This window comes from Nocardioides yefusunii (assembly GCF_004014875.1).
GTDB classification, from domain to species: Bacteria; Actinomycetota; Actinomycetes; order Propionibacteriales; family Nocardioidaceae; genus Nocardioides; species Nocardioides yefusunii.
Genome location: NZ_CP034929.1, coordinates 426,164 through 445,669 on the forward strand (window position 1 = coordinate 426,164; position 19,506 = coordinate 445,669).

Genomic DNA, 19,506 nt, shown 5'->3' on the forward strand with positions numbered 1-19,506 from the left:
GTCGCAGGGGGTTCTCCGTGTCCGGGGCCGGACGCGGGGAGGCCGACGTGGGGAGGCCGACGTGGGGAGTGGCCGTCCGGGGCGCGTCAGGAGGTGGTGGCGTCGTGCTGCTGGGCCTCGGTGATCTCGGCCAGGGACTTCTCGCGCAGGAAGCGGGGCAGGATGAACAGGCCGGTGCCCTTCGCGCAGACGGTGCCGTCAGCGGTGGAGACGGTGCCGGTGGTCCAGGTCTTGAAGCCCTCGGTGCGCTCGACCCACGCCTCGATCCGCAGCACAGTGTTGAGCTTGGTCGGCTTGAGGTAGTCGACGCTCAGGTTGGCCGTGAGACCGGGGCGGTTCAGGTGGACGGCGAGCTCGCCGAGGACCTGGTCGAGGAACATCGCGATGACGCCGCCGTGCATGTGTCCGGGCGGGCCCTCGAAGAGCGCGCCGGGAGTGAACTCGGCCCACACCCGGTCGGTCTCGTAGGCGAAGACCAGGGGGATGGCGACGGGGTTGCGCAGGCCGACGACGGTGTTGCCCCACGAGCCGACGAGGCCGCCCTGAGGGCAGGACTCGCCGTGGGTGCCGGGGATCTGGTCGGCGGTGAGCGTCGCGGTGACCTCGCGCACGAGGGCCTCGGCGCGGGCCAAGGTCTCGGCGTCCGCGTTGGAGCGCAGGGTGGCGTCGGCGAGTTCGCGGACGCTGTTCGTGAACGACGAGTAGAGCTCGGTCGGGACGCCGGGGGCGTGTCCGTCCGTGCCGGGAGTGGGGGAGGAGGACATTCCTCGAGTGTAGGTCCGGGCGCTGGCGCTTCCTCGGGGCGAGAGCGAGGAGAGTTGAACGTCACACCGGCGCTGTGACAATGGCGGCGGGGCATTCGAGGGCTAATGTGACCCCAAAGTCGAGTGATATTGTCGATTTAACACTTCTCAACATTCCGAGCGAGGGGGAACCGTGCAGCACGGTCTCAACCAGGTCAAGCGACCCAAGGTCGTCGTCGTGGGAGCCGGTGCGTCCGGGACGCTCACCGCGATCCACCTGCTGCGCACCGCGGGCCGACGTTCCACCGGCGTCGACATCGTCCTCGTCGACCCCGTCGACCGCTGGGGTCGTGGCACCGCGTTCGGCACCCCGGAGAACGAGCACCTCCTCAACGTCCCCGCGGCCGGTATGAGTGCCCTGCCCGAGGATCCGCGCCACTTCGTCGCCTGGCTCAACCGCGAGTCGGCCACCGCCGTGGACCCCAACTCGTTCCAGCCGCGCCGCAACTTCGCTCTCTACCTCGACGACACCCTCGCCGACGCCAAGGACGCCGCCCCGCTCGCGTCCCTGCACCACGTCCGGGCCACCACCACGGCGCTGCGTCGTACCGCGCACGGCATGAGCGTCGTCACCGACGACGGCCGCGAGATCGTCGCCGACGCCGTCGTCGTCGGCACCGGACTCCCCTCGGTCGGGCACGACTGGGCGCCGTCCTCGCTCACCGACTCCGCCTTCTTCATCCCTGACCCGTGGCGCCCCGGTGCGCTCGACGTCGTGCGTCGCGACAAGGTCGGCCCCGCCGACGTGCTCGTCGTCGGTGCCGGCCTCACGATGGTCGACGTCGTGTGGAGCCTCACCGGCAAGGGTGCCCGCCCGGGCCGTCATCTGATCGCGGTGTCGCGTTCGGGTCGACTGCCCCGCGCCCACCTCGCCACCCCCAAGCTCGCAGCGATCCCCGACGTCTCCGAGTGGGGCAGCAGCCTGGACGGCATCCGTGCCGCCGCGCTGGCCCACATCACCGGCGTCAAGGAAGCCACCGGCGACTGGCGTCCTGCCGTCGACGGTCTGCGCTTCCGGGTTGCGACGCTGTGGGAGCGCCTCAGCGAGGAGGACCGTCTCCGCTTCGCCCGCGAGCACGCCGGTGAGTGGAACGTCGTGCGCCACAAGATGGCCCCGTCCTCGGCCGAACTCGTCTCCGAACTGACCCGCACCGGCGTGCTCCGCACCGAGGCCGCCTCGGTCAAGGACGCCGAGCCGCTGCCCACCGGTGGCCTGCGCGTCACCCTGAGCGACGGCTCCACCCACGACGTCGGTTGGGTGGTCAACTGCACCGGACCGCAGTCCGACATCCGTCTGCTCGGCAACCCGCTGCTCGACGACCTGCTCCGCGACCGCGCCGGGGCCCCGCTCGCCACCGTCGCCACCGGCGGCATGGGTGTGCGCACCCACGAGGGACGCGTCCTGGACGGCCACGGCTACGCCGACGCCCCGCTCTGGACCCTCGGCGCGCTGCGTCGTGGTGAGCTGTGGGAGTCCACCGCGGTGCCCGAGATCCGCACCCAGGCACTCCAGGTCGCCACCCAGGTGCTCGACGCCGTCGCTCCGCTGCCGCGTCGTCTCGAGGACGGCCGGATGGTCGGTGGTCACCACCCGATCGCGCGTCCCCGCGACCCGCTCGGCCTGCCGCTCTCGACCACCGCCGAGGCCGCTGCCGCCTACAACGCCGGTCTCGAGCGGCTCATGCTGCTCCAGGACGGTGCGGAGGAGAAGATCCGCGAGGCCACCGAGCTCGACCCGACGTTCGCTCTCGCGCACGCCGCGTTGGCGATGCTCGGCCACGAGGCTGGCGCACACACCGACGTCGCCGCCTCGCTCACGGCAGCGCAGGAAGCCGTCCGCAAGCGCGGTGACGACCGTGAGGCGTCGCTCGTCGACGTCATCAGCCGTCGTGTCCAGGACGTCCGCCACGGTGGCGCCCAGGCTCTGATGAGCCACATCGCGAACTACCCGCGCGACGTCCTCGCGGTCTCCTCGGCCGTCCCGACGATCGCGTTCTCCGGTGTCGTCGACGTCCAGCGTGAGGCATGGGACCTCGTCGAGGGTCTGGCGCCCGCCTACGGCGACCACTGGTGGTACATCTCGCTGCTCGCCTTCACCCGTCAGGACCAGGGCCGTTACGAGGAGGCCGGCCTGCTGGCCGAGTCCGCTCTCGGCGTCGACCCGTCCTCGGGCCACGCGGTGCACGCCCTGGCGCACGTCATGTACGAGACCGGTCAGCACGAGGAAGGTCGCACCTGGCTCGACCACTGGGTGGCGCAGTCGGGCCGTTCGGCCTCGCACCGTGCCCACTTCGCGTGGCACGCGGCCCTGCACGAGCTCTCGCTCGGCGACACCGAGGCTGTTCGTGCCCGCTACTACTCCCAGCTCGCGCCGCCGGCCGTCACCGGGGTGCGTGCCCTGATCGACTCCACGTCGCTGCTGTGGCGCTGGAAGATCGCCGTCGCCGACTGGGACACCTCCACCTCCGGCCTGACGCTGCCGCCGACGTTCGCCGGTGAGGCGCCCGTCCCGCCGGTGGGGAACGTCCTCGAGGCGATCGACGAGTCGATGCTGATGCGCCCCGAGACCCCGTTCGTGGCCCTGCACGCGGCGTTCGCACTCGCCACGGCCGGTGACGCCCCGCGTCTGGCCCAGCTGCGTGAGCACTGCTACCGCACCCCGGCGCAGACCGGACGTTCCATCACCGACCTGTGCGACGGCCTGCTGGCCTACCTCGCCCGGGACTGGAGCCGCGCTGCGGACCTGCTCACCGACGTCCACCCGCTGCTGCCGCGTGCCGGAGGTTCGGCTGCCCAGCGCGAGATGGTCGAGGAGACGATCCTCAGCGCGCTCGTGAACGCCGGTCGTGCCCAGGAGGCCGAGCAGTTGCTGCACGGTCGCCTGCACCGTCGCCCGAGCCCGCTCGACGCCCGTCGTGTGGTGGGCTTCGAGCAGCTCTCGGCCCGCTGACGGGCCGTCAGGTCCGCGGGTCCGGTGCGCCGCCCTCGTCCTCCCACACATGCAGACGCAGGGTCGACGGGTGCGCCCCCGCGCGGGCCAGGAGTTCTGTCCCGGAGACGACGTTGAGGTCGTCGGAGGCCCGGTCCATGAGGTCACGGGCCACGTCGACGTCGATGTCGGGCGGGATCACCAGCAGGGTCAGTCTCTCCCCGGATCGCATCACCAGCACCACCCGGTGACTGTCGTCGTGGGGGAAGGACCCGATGTTGACCAGACCCCGCGCGCAGAGCACCTTGTGCTCGCTGTGGGTGGGCGTCTGACCGTCCCAGTCGGGGCGGGTGAAGAGCACCCTGACCACCTCGCTGGTGAAGTGGGGGAAGTGGTCGACGATGTCGCGGACCTCGGTCTTCAGGTCCCGTGAACGCGGCCACCAGGCGCCGTCGAGGGGCCCGGAGGGGAATCCGTTGTCGAGTCGGACGCGGAGCGGACCACGGTCGGTGGTGAGCGGGTCGTGGTGTTCGGTCGTGGGCGTCATGACGCCCCCTCTCGTGCTGTCCTGAGGAGTCCGGAGGGCTCGACGTGGCAGCGCTGTTCCCTCCACCGTACGGCCGCCGGGGCTCCTGGCACCGGGACGCGAGGATGTTTTCGCGCCCGTGGACAACCACGTCCGGTGGCAGGTGGACACGGGGGTTCCGAGGTCCGGCAGACGGGCGTAGCGTCGGGTCATGGCGAACGTCGAGAAGGCACTCACCCTCAAGGCCCTGCACGAAGCACCCGAGATCCTGCGGGTGGTGAACGTCTGGGACGCGATCACCGCGAAGGTGGCCTCCGAGGTGGACGGCACCCGGGCGATTGCGACCGCCGGTCACTCGATCGCGGCCAGTCACGGCTTCCCCGACGGCGAGATGCCGCTGGAGCTGCTGCTCGCAGCGGTCGAACGCATCGTGAAGGCCACCGACCTGCCGGTCTCGGCCGACTTCGACGCCGGTTTCGGCGACCCCGGTGAGGTGACGCGTCGCGCCATCGGCATCGGTGTGGTGGGAGCCAACGTCGAGGACCGGATGAAGCCGCTGGAGGAGTCGATCCGGACGGTGGAGCAGATCATCGCTGCTGCCCAGGCAGAAGGCATCGAGTTCCAGCTCAACGCCCGCACCGACGTCTTCGTGAAGGCCGGTGACCTGCCGGTCGAGGAGAAGGTGGCCCAGGCCGTCGAGCGTGGTCGTGCTTTCCTGGAGGCAGGTGCCTCGCTGGTCTTCGTCCCCGGAGTACTCGCTGCCGACGTCACCCGTCAGCTCGTCGCCGGGCTGGGGGAGCGCAAGCTCAGCGTCATCGGACTGCCCGGGGCGCTGAGTGCGGCCGAGTACGAGGCATTGGGCGTCGCCCGGATCTCGTACGGTCCGTTGACCCAGCGGGTCGCGTTGCGCGCCTACCGTGACCTCGCCACCGACCTGTACGGCGACGGCGTGATCCCGCAGGACACCCCTGCGCTCAACTGATGCCGGTGGCCGTCGCGGGAGGCGGCTCAGGTCAGGTTGATCCACAAGGGGATCGTGGGTCGGTTGCTGGCGCTGGTGCTGCGCACGCGCGCGGAGACCGGCACGACGGCGTCCTCGGGCATTCGCGGGGCGACGGCGTCGACGCGCAGGCGGACCTCGAGGGTGGTGGTCTCGCCGGGCTCCAGCGGACCGGGGCGGGTGAAGCGCCACCCCGATGCCGGAGCGAGCGCGTCGCTGAGCCATGTCGCGGGGCCCCAGGTGTGGATCTGTGTGTGGTCGGGGGTGACGCCACAGGCGTGCGGGATCTCGAGGGCGACGTGCAGGTTGCTGGCAGCCTCGGTGCCGGAGTTGCGGACCGAGACGGAGAAGACGAACTCTCCGCGGCCGGGCGTGCCCCAGAGGTCGAGGCCGTGGCTCAGGACGTCGAGTCGGGCGTTGCCGATGACCGGTGCGGTCCGGGGGAACGAGCGGACGCTGGGACGTGCGTGGGTCGAGCGCATCGAAGTGGGCACGGACGTCCTGTCTCTCGGGGAAAACACTGGCTGATCTGGTACGACGACATGCAGCATGCCGGGAGTTCACGGACGCCGGGCCGTAAACCAGCGAAATGTCACCGCTTCTCGCAGGCGATGCCGTCCTTGTCGCGGTCGAGGCCCTTGTTGTGGCTCATGGCCTTCTTGTAGGCCTTCGTGGAGCGCTTGAAGTTGGTGACCCGCTTGCCGGACGTCTTGTCGACGGCCTTCGCGCGCCCCACGCCGTGCGGGTAGACCTTGTTGAGCGCCGTGCAGTTCTTGTACATGGCGGGCTTCTTCGGCGCCGCGGCCTCAGCCGTCGTGGTGGTCAGAGCGAGGGGTGCGACGGTCAGAGCGGCGGTGGCCAGGGCGATGCTGATGCGCTTCATGAGGTCTCCCGAGGTCGTGGACGTTTCTCCATCGTCCTCGCACAGCGACCTGTGCCCACCGGTTTCCAGTCAGCAGATGCTCGGAAATGGAAGTGTCGGGCTCTGGACTCCCGGTGGGCGTCGGTGCGAGGCGGGCCACGCATCATGGGGCAGTGAACTCTTCCCCCCACTCCTCGCGGGGACGCCGTCGCGTCCTCGCGGTCGTTGTCGCTGTCGTGTCCAGTGTCGTCGTGTCCAACGGTGTCCTGGCCAGCGGTGCAGCGGGCCTGCCCGCGGTCGCTTCGCCCGCGGAGCCCTCGTCATCGGCAGCCTCATCTGCAGCGCCGGACCACGTCGTCGACCCGGACCGGGAGCCGCTGCGTCGCGTCACGTCGACGTTCTCGGGCAGCAACGGGACAGCGCGGCGCAGCGTCAGCGGCTTGGTGAACCGGTACGACGTCCACGTCCTGGCGGTGAACACCCGCAGCGGTGCCCACGGCACGTCGGCGTCGGAGTCGAAGGCGGTCGTGAAGCGCCTTGACGAGGAGTACGCCCGGGAGACGGCCGGGAAGTACCGGTTCGTCCACGGCTCCTACCAGAGCCTTGACCTCGACGTCGTGGAGTGCGGGGTCGCAGGGTGGGAACGACGCTTGAGGTCGCGGATCGACCGGATCACGCCGCAGGCAGGCTCGGTGGACGCGATCTGGGTGGTGGTCGCGCAGGGGCCGTGCGGTTTCTCGGGGCAGGCGTGGGTGGGTGCCCCCGGCGTCCACATGAACGCGGGGTACTTCACCGCCGGAGAGGCGATGACCGAGCCGGTCAAGCGACTCAACCGTCTGGGGACGTGGCTCGACGTGGCCGTGCTGGCTCACGAGATCGGCCACAACCTGGGTCTCGAGCACGGTCTGGGGCAGGGGCCGCACACCGGGGACGCTTTTCCCGGAGAGATCCAGGAGTACGGGTCGCACGCGTCGGTGATGGGGGACAACAACGGTCCGGTGCGCTTCAGCCCGCTGGAGTTGATGCGTCTGGGCGTGTGGGACGACCGTCGTACCGCGTCCGCGGTCGGCACCAGTGGCGTCTACACGATCCGTTCCACCGCCACCTCGACGGTGGACGACGGCATTGCGGCGGTGGTGGTGCCGTTGGGCGACACCACGCACACGGTGATCACGTACCGCAACGGTCTCGGCTCCGACTGGTTGATGCGACACGCCACCGCGGCTCCCTACTCCGCCGAGTGCGGGTACGCCCGCCATCTCCATGCCGACTTCGAGGACGCTGACTGGGCCGACCACGACCGGAACAACGATCCTGCCGAGGTGTGTGCCGCAGCGCGGGAGAAGCAGTTCGCCGACGCTCGTGCGGCGACCACCGAGCCGGTGTGGGTGCGGCGCGACAACGTCGGTGTGGTCGTCGAGTCGGTCCTGGAGAGGACGGCACGGGGCCTCGGACACGACCGTTCCCCGCTGGTGGTGGCGCGTCCTGCAGGTCTGGGCAGGTGGCTCAACGAACGTCAGTCGTACGTGAGCGGGGAGTCGGTCAAGCTGCCGGGCGGGGTACGCGTGGACGTCCTGGCGCTCGAAGCAGACCATGCGACGGTGCGCGTGACGCGCCCTGCTGACGTCGGCGCGCCCGTGTTCGGTGTCGGCGACCGTGCCCTGCCCTGTGCGTCGTTCTACGCGGCCAACGGTTCCGGCTCGTCCTGCGTGGTGAAGGCGAAGTCGACCACCGCGACGGTGAGCATCGACGAGGGTGCGTGGGACGACGTTGCCGTGGTCGCTGCAGGTGTCGACGTCGACGGTCGGACGGTGGCGAGCCGGACGTGGAACACCCAGCGCCCGCGCACTCTGCAGGGAGGCCGCGAACTCAACGCTCGGGTGACGCTGAAGGCAGGACGCCACACGGTCACGCGCTGGCTGCGCGACGCGTCCGGCAGGACCACGCGGAGCAGTTCCACGGTGACGGTGGCCGCGACCACCACTCCCGGCACGGTGCGTTCGTTGAAGGCCACGAAGGTGAAGCGCACCTCGGCGAAGCTCACGTGGAAGAAGCCGACGGTCACTGCTGGCGGGATCACCGACTACACGGTCAAGCTGGCCTGGCGTGACGCCCGTGGCGTCAAGCGCACCACGACCGTGCGCGACGGCGTCACCGCTCGTACCGGCGCGACTCTGAAGAAGTTGAAGCGCGGCACGAAGTACACCGCCACCGTGCGCGCGAAGTCGGCCCTGGGAACGTCGAAGGCAGCCACGGTGGTCTTCCGGACCAAGCGCTGACGCCTTGAACGACGTGAGCCGCGACCGATCGGATCGGTCGCGGCTCACGTCATCGGTAGGCCCTGTGGGACTCGAACCCACAACCAGCGGATTAAAAGTCCGACGCTCTGCCAATTGAGCTAAGGGCCCGGGGGTTCAACCTTTTAATCGACGGAACCTTCTACGGAACCCTCTACTCAACGGTTGAACCACCGTGCGCCGATCTTAGCGGGCGTGGTGTGGATGCCTGCTGTCACGGCGCACGGTGGCGTCGTTGGGGTTCGTTCTCCGGCTGTTGAGTTGTGGTGTGTGGTTCAGGTGTTCTTGGGGAGGTGCTCCGGTGCTGTCACTGGCACACGGGAGTGTGGGACTGCCCCGAGTTTGGTTGATGCCTGACCTGTGAGGTTTCTGCCTCGCAAGCAAGGATGTTCGCCATGGCAAAGGCGTATCCCAAGGGGTTCCGCGACGACGGAGTGGCCGTGACCCGCAAGGGCCGGGCTCCTTTGAAACAGGTAGCGAAGGACTTCGGGATCTCCGAAGGCTCGTTGACGAACTGGATGAAGGCCGCTGACGTCGAAGACGGCCGGCGTCCAGGTCTCACTGACGCCGACCGTGCCGAACTGCGTGAAGCGAAGAAACGGATCCGGCTGCTTGAGCAAGAGAATGAGGTCCTGCGCCGCGCTGCGGCAGACCGGGCACATGCGAACCTGCCGGGAAAATAATCTTCCCGCTCGTCCGCGAGATGGCCGCGACCGGTGCCCGCATCAGGGTGCCGGTCGCGGTGGCGTGCCGAGTCCTGGGGTTGTCGACACAAGGGTCGTACAAAATGTCTGACAAATAGTATAACTTGGGGTCCCAGATCCCACAGGAGAAACAATGCGCCTCCCCGGCATTCTCATTGCGACGTTCGCGTCCGCTGCCCTCGCGGCAACCCTTGCCCCCGCCCCCATGTCCACCGCCGCAACTGTCGCCGCCACCGAAGGTGCTCCTGAGGTGGCCTCGCTCTCGGCGAAGGCTCCCACAGCGAAGTGGTACACCTACTACAACAGCAAGTACGAAGGCGGCCGTAACGTCTGGGTGGGCAGGACGTGCAAGACGGCCAACTTCAAGTGGCACGCTGAAGCCCGCTATCCCCGCAAGGGATGGAAGGTGAAGGGCGCAACCGCAATGGTGGCCATCACTGATGAACTTGGCATGCCCTACGCCACCGCGAAGGGCAAGACCAAGGGCGGGTATCTCATCACCCCGGTGAAGGTGTGCATGGACAACGATGGTGGCTACACCGGCAAGATCACCAAGGGAACCATTACCCTGAAGAAGACAGTCAAGGTCAAGAAGCGCGGCAAGACCGTCAAGGTCGTCAAGACGAAGAAGGTCAAAGTCAAGCCCGTGACCCTCGGTAAGATCAACGTGCATCAGGACTTCACCGACCCATGGGAGCAGCCCCTTTCTGTCACCGAGAAGAAGGTGCGCGCTGTCGTCGATGGTGTTGCAGCGACCTTCAAGTTCAACCCCGTCAAGTTCGACGCCAACGGATGTGGAGTTCTCTCGGGTACGGGCATCGCGCCGGAACTGAAGGCCAACGTGAAGTGGGACAAGCCCTACATCTCGATCATGGCCTACCCGAACACGGACACGGTGAAGGCTCGCGCCTCCCTGCTCCCGATCCGTTTGACTGGCCGACCCAGCCTCAAGGGAGGCCCGGTCACCCTGACTGCGAAGAACGACACCTGTGTCAAGGACTTCGAGATGGGGGATTGGCTCATTGCGCCCCGCTCGTTCCGACCCACGAAGGACGTCATCTTCAACACCTTCAACCCGCCAGTCGAGGGGAAGTCCACCCTGATGGTCCACTTGGGCAGCGCCGCCCTCAATGACATCAACCCGTACTGGGAACCCATCACTGTGCACTTCACCCGAAACGCAACAGTGACTGCTGCTTCCTGAACTGGTCCCCCTTAGCAGTCGGAACCTCCAACGTGTGGGGCCTCAAGTCGTTGGCTTGAGGCCCCACACGTCATTGAAGTTCCCCACTGACCGTCGATACCTAACAGGACTTACTCCCCACTGTTAGGACGACTACGCATGGCTGGTGGCGCATCCGCCTCCGAAAAGGGGCGAGACCTCAAAGGGAAAGCGGCGGCGGCACGAGCCGCGAGACAGTCCGGCGAAAAGGTCAAACGGGTCTGCCCCTGGTCTGGTTGACACTTGGGGTTTGCGGTAGTCAGGCCGCTTCTGCGGCAGTGTAGATCATCTCAAACTCGACAGGCGTGAGCTTGCCGAGGGCGCGTTGGCGACGTCGGCGGTTGTACTTGGTCTCGATCCAGGTGACGATCGCCAGGCGGAGGTCTTCGCGGGTGTCCCAGCGTCGGGTGTTGAGCACGTTCTTCTGCAACAGGGAGAAGAAGGACTCCATGCTGGCGTTGTCGCCCGCGCCGTAGGAGCGGCCCATCGACCCGACCAGCCCGTTGTTCGCGAGCAGGCACTGGACCTTCTTCGAACGAAATTGACCGCCCCGGTCGGAGTGGCAGATCGTGCCGACTGGTGTACGCAGTGCGATCGCGTTGCGCATCGCCGCCGCGGCCAGACTGGACTTCATTCGAGCGTCGATGGAGTAGCCCACGATCTTGTTGGAGAACACGTCCTTGATCGCGCAGATGTACAGCTTTCCTTCCCGCGCTTGGATTCCAGCAGTCGTCGCAACAGTCGGTTCTAAGTGGCACCCAGTAAAGCAGCAAGACGTTCGGCAGGGGTGTCCCAGTCGAGGGTCTTGCGGGGCCGGTCGTTGAGTTCATCAGCGGCAGCCTTCAACTCCTCAGCACTGTGCCGGGACAGGTCGACGCCGCGTGGGAAGTACTGGCGCAGAAGACCGTTCGTGTTTTCGTTGCTCCCCCGTTGCCAGGGTGATCCCGGGTCGGCGAAGTACACGTCGATGTTGGTGGCCACGCTGAAGGCGCGATGTTCGGCCATCTCAGCTCCCTGATCCCAAGTGAGCGTGCCCCGCAAACTCTGGGGCAGGTGCTGCATCGTGGCGATCAGGCTGTCGCGGACGGCGTCGGCGCTGCGCTCGCGACCGAGGTGGCCAAGCATGACGAATCTGCTGGTGCGCTCGACGAGCGTCGCGATCGCCGAGCCGTTGACTGCCCCGATGATGAGGTCGCCTTCCCAGTGTCCGGGGACTGTCCGGTCCGTGACCAACGCTGGACGATCGCTGATGGGCTTCATGGGATCCACGAACCGCGGTCGGCGGGCATCAGGTTGTTTGCGGGGCTTGCGGGCCACGCGGCCCCGGCGTAGCTGCCTACCGAGTTCTCGTTTGAGTTCGCCGCGGGCATGGACGTAGATCGCCTGGTAGATCGTCTCGGTGCTCACGCGCATCTCCGGGTCGGTCGGGAAGTCCTTGACCAGCCGGTTACTGATCTGCTGTGGCGACCACTTCTTCCTCAGCTTCGCCTGCACGTAGACCCGTAACCGTGCGTTGACCAGCAGCTTCGCCTCTCGGGGCCGTGAGCGGCGTTTCACCGATAGACGATGAGCAGTGTGGGGCAGATAGCCGCGGGACGATACTGTGTTGCGTCTCAACTCTCGACTGATCGTGGCCGGTGAACGCTGCAGCTCTCCCGCGATCTGACGGATCGACATCCCGATGCGGTGCAGGTCCTGGAGCTGTTCTCGCTCAAGTACGCTCAGGTAGCGAGGATGGATGACCTTTTCGACGACGTTCAGATCGACGCTCCCCCCGACCGCCCTTGTTCTTCTCTCTGGCACGCCGCCCATGATCGGGTCTGGGTAGCGCACCACGCGGCCATCTGGATAGATCCGGCCACGATGGATGATCGTGATGCCCTTGTCCCAGTCGGTCGCCGACCGCGCGTCGGCACCGACCTGGGCGCGGGCCTCTGCACGGGTCATACCCGATGCACGTAGGCGGAGAAACTCCTCGCGCCGCGGGTTCACCTTGCGGGCCTCGCTGGTGAATATCCCGGCCTTGTGCGCCCACGCGTAGCAGGTGACCCGCGGGAAACCCATCTCTTTTGCCACCACCGACACGTTCGGGTTGTCTGCGAGTCGCCGGAAGAATTCCTCCTTCTCCGCAGCGGTGTAGGCCCGCGGCGTCGCGCGCTGCATCGTCAGACCAGCGCTACGCAACCACGTGTACGCCGCGCTCTTATGCACTCCTGCAGCGGCTGCGGCAGCCCTGACCGTTCCACCCTTGTCGACCAACGCGAAGAACTGGTCCTTCTGCTCCTGGCTGTACTTCGAGCCGCCCATACTTCAACACCTCCAGTAGGTGTTGCGACGACTGCTGGAATCCAAGGCGTGGCGTGTTCGGAGATGTCCCACAACCAGACCTTGTTCGGCCCGTCGGCGGAGAACTCGTGGCGAATCACGCCGTGCGAGTCCACCACGGCGAGGAGGTCGTCGTGCGGCGCCGGACCGGTGGAGCCGGGCTTGGACCGTTTCTCGTGATGCGACGCGGTGATCCCAGCAATCCGGCACAGCCGGTGCACCCGGTTTTCCCCGACCTTGATGTCGTGCTCGTCAGCGAGTTCGTCGGTGAGGAACCGGTAGCCGAGTGTGGGGTCGTCGGCGTGCATGTCACGCAGCCTGTTGATCACATGGGCGTCGGCGTAGTCGCGTTGGCACACGGGGTCCCTGAGCCCCTTGTAGTACCCCTGGGTCGATAACCCCAGGACCCGGCACGCCACCGCGACCGGCACCCTGATCGGGGCGCCGGTCGCGGCCATCTCTTGGACGAGCGGGAAGACTATTTTCCCGGCAGGTTCGCCTGCGACAGGTACGCCGCAGCACGGCGCAGGACCTCGTTCTCCTGCTCGAGGAGCCGGATCCGCTTCTTCGCTTCGCGCAGTTCGGCACGGTCGGCATCGGTGAGGCCGGGACGCTTGCCGTCCTCGACGTCGGCGGCCTTCATCCAGTTGTGCAAGGAGGCTTCGGAGATCCCGAAGTCCTTCGCGATCTGTTTCAACGGAGCCTGGCCCTTGCGGGCCACGGCCACGACATCGTCGCGGAACTCCTTGGGATACGGCTTCGGCATGGTGGACATCCTTACTTGCGAGGCAGAAACCTCACAGGTCAGGCGTCAACCAAACTCGGGGCAGCCCCAATGCGGTCGGCCCCTCCTGGGTTGAGGGTTGCGTCCCTCGGGTCAGTCCGAAGGCATGTCCCACAGGTAGACGTTGTACTTCCCATCGGTGTCGTTCGACAGGTTCTTCGCGCTGGACGTGAACACGGCGCGAGCGCCGCTGCGAGTCAGTGAGGGGTAGTAGGCGTTCCCGTTGCCGACAGAGCCGGTCTGGTTCCCGTCGGACGCGAACGCACGGGAGATGACGGACACCTTGTTGGTGGTCGTGTCGACGACTTCGACCTTGCTGCCGTAGGTGCCGTTCTTGGCCAGGTACGCGACGTAGCGGCCGTCCTTCGACATCGACTGTGTCGCGTAGAAGCTCCCGTTCTCCGGCTCGTAATACTTCGAGCTGGTCACGATCGACTTTTCAGTTCCGCCCTTCCACTTGTAGAGCGTGTAGTTCGGGTCGACGGGGAACGCGTACGTTCCGGTGTCGTACCCCACGTACGTGAGCACGGTGCCGTCTGCAGAGATCTGCAGGCTGCTGAGCATCCGGTTACGGGCCGCGGACGTGGTGATGTTCTGGGCCTTACCGGTTGCACGAGTGATGATCGCTGCGGAGGTGCCATACGACGATGCTCCGGGGGAGATGAACAGGACCGCGACCTTGCTCCCATCTGCGGAGAGGTCCACGGCCCCGGGGTACAGGTAGGTCTGGGAGGTGCCTGGGATGATCGCGCGGGTGCCGGTGGTGCGGGTGTAGTATTGGGCCCGCGACTCCCAGGTGAGCGACTTGTTCTCGGCCCAAGCGACGTCGCCGTTGTCGGTGATCGACAGGCCGCCGGGCAGCCACGCCGAGTTCGCCGCGTCGATGCGCTTCTGGGTGCCGTTGACGCGGTCGTAGAGCCACACGCCGAGGTTCGACTCGGTCTGGTTGTAGGCGATCCACTTTCCGTCGTTGCTGATAGCGATGTTGTCTGCACCGGCAAAGCTGGGGCTCGACGCGGCGTTGGTCGGCTTGATCTTGGTGACCTTGCCGGTCTTCAACTCACGCAGGTAGAGCCACGGGTCGGTGCCCTTCTTGTTGACCGGAGCGCCCCAGGCTGCCCACTTACCGTCGCCGGAGATGACGGTGTTGTAGGAGTTCCCTGACGGGTCGGTTCCGGGTGTGATGTTAGTGAGGCTGCCTGTGCCAGGCGCGTCGGTCCCGAACTCCCACTCACCGGACCAAATCTTCCAAGGGCTGTCGAAGTTGTCCCACACGTTCAGGGTTCCGGAGGAGATGTCCAGGGGCGGCGCGTCCATTCGGCCGGACACTCCGAGGCCGAAGTAGAGGCCTGCGTCGATGGTGGCCTGGGGACGGTTCTGCGCGGACGCGTTCACGTTCGCGTCTCCGGTCAGGGCCCCGCGAACCGAGATGGTCGGGCCAGTGAGGCCGTACAGGATGAGGGACGGTTCGGCGGTCACCGCGAACTCGAAGTCGGCGGACCCTTCGAAGTTCGGGCCGATGCGCTTCAGGGTCGGCTTCTTGATGTCCTTCTTCGTCTGGAACTTGTTGCCGGACCGCTTCGAGTTCCAGTTCATCTCTGCCCAGGAGTGGAAGTCCTGGCGGTAGCCGAACTCTGCGTCGCCCTTCGTGTTGATCTGAGCGTCAGCGAGGAGCTGGATCTTCGGGGTCATGACGATCGGGATGGGGCCGGCCCACACCGTGAACGTCTTGAATGCGTACGGCTCCTTCAGCAGTGCCGTTTCCTTCAGTTCGCACGACGCGTTGCCGGTCGCGGTAGCGATGAGGGAAGCTTCTTGGTCAACGGACGCGTGGGCCTTGGCAGTGGTGCCGTTTTTCCAGTGCCAGGACGTTTCGAATCCGACCTCGGCTGCTGCCTGCAGGTCGCCGGTCAGCTCGAGCTTGCCGCCGGCCTTGCAGGACACGTTGTTCTTGAGTCGGGACAGGGTTGCGGTGACTCCGCCCTTCTCCTTGGCCTTGCCGGCGATCGTCACGTTCGTGGCGTTGGCGGTGGTGAGGGCCTGGGTTCCTGCCGCAGCTCCGGTGGGTGCCGCGTCGGTAAGCTTCACGCCCTTCTTCGTGACCGTGATGCGGGTCGTTCCATCGTTGTTGGTGGAGACAGCGGTGACCCGTGCGAGGAGTCCGTTCGGGAGTTTCGGGGTGGCTTCGGAGACGATGATGTCTCCGACCTCGTAGTGCGATTGGGGCAGGTCGACGTGACCGCCGCGGGGCGCTGCGATCGGTCCCGGGTAGAGCTCAGGGGTGGTCAGCACAGCGCCGCTGTCGGTGTTGTTCTGAACTGAGGTCACGTCTCCCGAGTCGGCGATCTTAGTTGCTGTCGGGAGTTCCGTCCCGTAGGTGACGTTGACTGTTTTCGTGGTCGACTTCGCGACCTTCACGCGCTGGTCAGATTCGTTGGCCCAGTACGTCGACTCGAAGTCGTTCGCGTAGGTCCAGTCAGCAGCGATCTGCCAGTCGCCCGCAGCCCGAGGGAACGTGGTCGTTTCGCTGATGGTCTTGTGGAACCCGTTGGGTCCGTACACGTTCACGAGGGGGGCCAAGGCGGCGGCCGGGCTGCTGACTACGACCTTCAGGACTGAGGGGCCCTTCACGGTACGGGCCGCAACCTTCGAGGTTGCCTCTGCGTATTTTCCGTTGCGTACCAGGACGGCACGGAACTTGGTGGCGCCCGGAGTGGGGGTGTGCTTGATCGTGTACCTGCCAGCCTTGTTCGTGCGGGCCTTCGCGATCGTGACCCACTTCTTGGCGCTCTTGCGCTGCAGCTTCACGACGGTGCGGGCCTTCGCCTTCGTCGCGCGACCTGTGAACGTGGCCTTGTCTTCAGAGTTCATGGAAGCGGGCGCGGCCAATGTGACCTTCGTGCGCTTGAGGGCCTTCAAGGTGAGGGTTCGGGAGGTGACGTTGCCTGCGCGAACACGGACCTTGAAGGCCCCGGTCGTCTTCGGGGCCCGAATGGAGACCTTCCACACGCCCTTGGTGACTGCTGCTCGCTTGACCTGCTTCCACCGGCCGGCGGTGTACTGGTCGACTGTGACAGTCCGTGCCCCCTTGGCCTTGCCGGTCAGGGAGATCTTGGTGCCGGCGGCCACATGCTTCGATGCGACCTTCACTGTGGGTGGTTGAGCGGTGGGCGCCGCGGATGCAGGGGCGGTCGCCACGGGAATGGCCAGGGTCGTACCTATGACGGCTGTTGCTGTGGCGGTAGCTGCACGTTTGAGGAAACGGCGGGACGGGGCTGACAACTTGGCGGGCCTTTCTGAATAAGACTGACGGCCCGCATCTTCTCCCGACCCACCGACATGCCTCACCGATTCTGCCGATTTGGAAAAGTGTGGCCCTTAATCGCATGAAGCGGTTGAGGGCCACACTGTCCGGGTATCAGAGGTCAGCTCTTCGGTTTCTCCCACATGAACACGTTGTAGCCGGACACCTTGTCGGTCTTGTCCAGGTTGGCGGAGGTGGAGATGAACGTGATCTTCTTCCCGTCACCGCTGATCGCGGGGAAGAGGGAGAACCCGTCGTCGGTGCCTCCGTTCTGGGTTCCGTCAGCGTTGAACGGTCGTGAAACGTAGGAGTGCTTCTTGAATCGCACTGGGTTTAGTTCCGCTTGATCAGTCAGGATGGGAACGATGGCCAGGTATACGAATGAGATGCGTGAGCGGGCGGTGCGGATGGTTGCCGAGGTCCGCGGGGAGCATCCGCATGAGACGTCGGCGCTGCGGTACGTGGCGGGTTTGTTGGGGATCAACGTCGAGACGTTGCGGCTGTGGGTGAACCGCGCCGAGGTCGATGCCGGCAAGCGCCCCGGTGTCACGACCGATGAGGCCGATGAGATCAAGCGGCTGCGGCGTGAGAACGCCGAACTTCGTCGTGCGAACGAGATCTTGAAGTCTGTATCGGTGTTTAACGCCTGAGGAGCTCGACCGTCCCGCGACGAGATGATCCGGTTCATTGATGAGTACAGGGATCGTTTTGCCGGTCGTGTGCCATCTGTCGGGTGTTGCGCAGGTGAGTTCGTGGGTTCATCACCTCTCGTGGCTACCGGGCTGCGAAGACGAGGACGCCGTCGGCGCGGGCGTTGAAGGACGAGTTGTTGGTGCCCGAGATCGCCAGGCTGCACGGCGAGAACTATGGCGTGTACGGGGTCCGGAAGATGCGTGCTCTGTTGCGGCGCCGGGGTTGGGAGGTCGGTCGTGACCAGACCGCGAGGTTGATGAAGATCGCGGGTGTGCAGGGCGTGAAGCGGTCGAAGAAGGTGTTCACCACCAAGCCAGACCCGGCGGCGGCGAAGCCCGCAGATCTGGTGCAACGACACTTCAAAGCAGAAGCGCCTCGCCGGCTGTGGGTTGCCGACATCACCTACGTCGCGACCTGGTCAGGGTTCGCCTACGTGGCGTTCGTGACCGACGTGTACTCGCGGCGAATCGTCGGTTGGAACGTCGCCGGCACACTGCGAGCCGATCTTGGACCGAAGCCGGCCCTGGACATGGCCGCGAGGGACGCCAAGCGCGAAGGCGCCGCCGACCTGTCCGGGTTGGTGCATCACGCCGATCACGGGTCGAACTACCTCTCGATCGTCTACACCGACCGGATCTCTGAACTGGGTGCGACACCGTCGACCGGCACCGTCGGGGACAGCTACGACAATGCCCTCGCTGAGGCGGTCAACGGTCTGTACAACACCTCGGTGATCCGGCGCAGGGGGCCGTGGAAGACGATCGAGCAGGTCGAACTCGCGACTCTGGAGTACGTGTGGTGGTGGAACCATCAGCGCCTTCACGGCGAGCTCGACATGTGCACCCCACTCGAGGTCGAGGCGGCGTACTACGCTGCCCAAGAATCATCCCGGCCAGCACTTGCTGGCCAAGGGAACGCATAGGAACGAAACCCAGGATGCTTCTATGTGTGTCAAGCAGCCAGGGGTGGCGATGCCGTGAGGGTCCGGTGGATCTGACGGGTGACGTAGCGTTTGAGCGAGCGTGAGATTTCCTTCTTCGTTCGGCCCTCGGCGGTGCGTCGTTCAACGTAGGCACGGGTAGCCGGATCCATCCGCATCCGGGTGAGCACGATGGTATTGATCGCGCGGTTGAGCTGCCGATCGCCGCCGCGGTTCAGTCTGTGCCGGGTCGTGTTACCCGACGATGCAGGGATGGGGCAGGTCCCTGCGATCTGTGCCAGTGCTGCTTCAGACCTCACACGACCCGGGTGAGACCACACAGCCATGACCACCGCCGCAGTGACGGCGCCGACTCCGGTCATTTCCAGCAGCACTGGGGCATGGTCGCTGACCAGCGTGGTCACCTGTTCACGGTTGCTCGTGAGGTCGTCGTCCAGCTCGAGCACCCGTCGGGCGTGACGGACTGCGTCAGCTCTGGCCACCGACAAGCCGAGGTTCTCTTGTCGGCGACGCCACGACGCAACGGCCCTGATCTGTGTCAACGTCAGCGCCTTGCGGGCGTCGAGGCCCAGGCTGTGGGTACGCAGTAGCGCGGTCAGCGCGTTGATCGACCTGAGTCGCTCAGCGTTCATCTGCTCACGTGCACCGGTCAGGACCTTGAGCGCTGTCTGCAACTCGCCGGCACGACGGTCCCGCAGCCTGTTGAGGTCCATCACCAGCGTTGACCGGGCCGCGGTGACAGCGTCAAGTGAGTCGGTCTTCCCTCTCCCGCGCAGTCGTTTGGCTGACGGCGCTGGAGCCTCGACCACCCGGTAGCCGGACTGGGACATGAGGTCGGCCATCACAGCGCCGTAGGAACCGGTGCCCTCGGCTGAGACAAGGACACCGTCGACGTCACCGCCGGTGCGGCGTCCAACCCAGGCGATAGCCCGGTTCAGGCCAGCAACCGTGGTAGGGAACGTCTCGGTTCCGAGCTCTCTGCCTGATGGCGATTCGAGCAATGCGTAGGTGTGGGTCGCGGCGTGGGTGTCGACACCCACGACGAACCTGTAGTGATCTGCAACGATGGACACGCGGTGTCTCCTTAGAGTGAGCGGACGTCGTGACCGGCGTCGGC

15 protein-coding genes, 1 tRNA gene and 3 pseudogenes are annotated in these 19,506 nt (G+C 66.2%); 6 read left to right on the top strand and 13 right to left on the bottom strand.

Annotation, left to right across the window (positions count from 1 at the left end):
- Window positions 1-86 precede the first annotated feature (86 nt).
- A complete protein-coding gene (locus EOV43_RS01815; RefSeq protein ID WP_128219415.1) occupies window positions 87-764 on the bottom strand; it encodes a PaaI family thioesterase in 678 nt (225 codons plus the stop codon).
- 172 nt (window positions 765-936) lie between these two features.
- Here EOV43_RS01815 and EOV43_RS01820 point away from each other — a divergent pair, with 172 nt between their 5' ends.
- Entirely contained in the window at window positions 937-3,753 is a 2,817-nt protein-coding gene (locus EOV43_RS01820; protein WP_128219416.1) for an FAD/NAD(P)-binding protein, read from the top strand.
- A gap of 7 nt (window positions 3,754-3,760) precedes the next feature.
- Here EOV43_RS01820 and EOV43_RS01825 read toward each other — a convergent pair whose 3' ends face one another.
- Window positions 3,761-4,279 (bottom strand): DUF5994 family protein, encoded by a 519-nt coding sequence (locus tag EOV43_RS01825; protein WP_128219417.1) that lies wholly within the window; start codon window positions 4,277-4,279, stop codon window positions 3,761-3,763.
- Window positions 4,280-4,469: 190 nt separating this feature from the next.
- Between EOV43_RS01825 and EOV43_RS01830 the strand changes: the two genes are divergently transcribed.
- Window positions 4,470-5,240: an isocitrate lyase/PEP mutase family protein gene (locus tag EOV43_RS01830; protein ID WP_128219418.1), complete on the top strand. Its 771-nt coding sequence runs from the start codon at window positions 4,470-4,472 to the stop codon at window positions 5,238-5,240.
- 26 nt (window positions 5,241-5,266) lie between these two features.
- Here the strand turns inward: EOV43_RS01830 and EOV43_RS01835 are convergent, their stop codons facing one another.
- Window positions 5,267-5,752 carry a COG1361 family protein gene (locus tag EOV43_RS01835; RefSeq protein WP_128219419.1) on the bottom strand — a complete coding sequence of 162 codons (486 nt, stop codon included), beginning with the start codon at window positions 5,750-5,752 and terminating at the stop codon, window positions 5,267-5,269.
- A gap of 98 nt (window positions 5,753-5,850) precedes the next feature.
- On the bottom strand, window positions 5,851-6,141 hold the full coding sequence (locus EOV43_RS01840) for an excalibur calcium-binding domain-containing protein (protein ID WP_128219420.1): 291 nt from the start codon (window positions 6,139-6,141) through the stop codon (window positions 5,851-5,853).
- Between the two features lie 152 nt (window positions 6,142-6,293).
- On the opposite strand from EOV43_RS01840, the gene EOV43_RS01845 reads away from it, so the two are divergent.
- Window positions 6,294-8,399 carry a fibronectin type III domain-containing protein gene (locus EOV43_RS01845; protein ID WP_128219421.1) on the top strand — a complete coding sequence of 702 codons (2,106 nt, stop codon included), beginning with the start codon at window positions 6,294-6,296 and terminating at the stop codon, window positions 8,397-8,399.
- Window positions 8,400-8,455: 56 nt separating this feature from the next.
- On the opposite strand, the gene EOV43_RS01850 is transcribed toward EOV43_RS01845, so the two are convergent.
- Window positions 8,456-8,528: transfer RNA gene (locus tag EOV43_RS01850), tRNA-Lys, on the bottom strand.
- A gap of 284 nt (window positions 8,529-8,812) precedes the next feature.
- On the opposite strand from EOV43_RS01850, the gene EOV43_RS01855 reads away from it, so the two are divergent.
- Both EOV43_RS01855 and EOV43_RS01860 read left to right on the top strand, forming a co-directional pair.
- On the top strand, window positions 8,813-9,100 hold the full coding sequence (locus EOV43_RS01855) for a transposase (RefSeq protein ID WP_164878617.1): 288 nt from the start codon (window positions 8,813-8,815) through the stop codon (window positions 9,098-9,100).
- Window positions 9,101-9,254: 154 nt separating this feature from the next.
- Entirely contained in the window at window positions 9,255-10,325 is a 1,071-nt protein-coding gene (locus EOV43_RS01860; protein ID WP_128219423.1) for a hypothetical protein, read from the top strand.
- A 277-nt stretch (window positions 10,326-10,602) separates the two neighbouring features.
- Here EOV43_RS01860 and EOV43_RS01865 read toward each other — a convergent pair whose 3' ends face one another.
- The 7 genes and pseudogenes from EOV43_RS01865 to EOV43_RS01890 form a co-directional block, all read right to left on the bottom strand.
- Window positions 10,603-11,139, bottom strand: coding sequence for a DDE-type integrase/transposase/recombinase (locus tag EOV43_RS01865; protein ID WP_277745772.1), 537 nt, complete (start codon window positions 11,137-11,139; stop codon window positions 10,603-10,605).
- Complete coding sequence (locus EOV43_RS01870; RefSeq protein WP_128222088.1) at window positions 11,091-12,290, bottom strand: IS30 family transposase; 1,200 nt, start codon at window positions 12,288-12,290, stop codon at window positions 11,091-11,093. Before EOV43_RS01870 ends, EOV43_RS01865 begins: the two co-directional genes overlap by 49 nt.
- Before the next feature lie 183 nt (window positions 12,291-12,473).
- Window positions 12,474-12,650, bottom strand: a pseudogene (locus EOV43_RS15915) (transposase); the annotation flags it as partial.
- A 197-nt stretch (window positions 12,651-12,847) separates the two neighbouring features.
- Window positions 12,848-13,126: pseudogene (locus EOV43_RS15930) on the bottom strand (IS3 family transposase); the annotation flags it as partial.
- 20 nt (window positions 13,127-13,146) lie between these two features.
- The gene (locus tag EOV43_RS15530) at window positions 13,147-13,434 is read right to left on the bottom strand and encodes a transposase (RefSeq protein WP_206611368.1); all 288 of its coding nucleotides are present in this window, start codon (window positions 13,432-13,434) and stop codon (window positions 13,147-13,149) included.
- Between the two features lie 111 nt (window positions 13,435-13,545).
- Window positions 13,546-16,602: a hypothetical protein gene (locus EOV43_RS01885; RefSeq protein WP_128219425.1), complete on the bottom strand. Its 3,057-nt coding sequence runs from the start codon at window positions 16,600-16,602 to the stop codon at window positions 13,546-13,548.
- Between the two features lie 275 nt (window positions 16,603-16,877).
- A complete protein-coding gene (locus EOV43_RS01890) occupies window positions 16,878-17,084 on the bottom strand; it encodes a hypothetical protein (protein ID WP_128219426.1) in 207 nt (68 codons plus the stop codon).
- A gap of 28 nt (window positions 17,085-17,112) precedes the next feature.
- On the opposite strand from EOV43_RS01890, the pseudogene EOV43_RS01895 reads away from it, so the two are divergent.
- Window positions 17,113-18,371 (top strand): annotated as a pseudogene (locus EOV43_RS01895) (IS3 family transposase).
- Window positions 18,372-18,400: 29 nt separating this feature from the next.
- On the opposite strand, the gene EOV43_RS01900 reads toward EOV43_RS01895, so the two are convergent.
- Complete coding sequence (locus tag EOV43_RS01900) at window positions 18,401-19,462, bottom strand: IS110 family RNA-guided transposase (protein ID WP_128219427.1); 1,062 nt, start codon at window positions 19,460-19,462, stop codon at window positions 18,401-18,403.
- Window positions 19,463-19,506 lie beyond the last annotated feature (44 nt).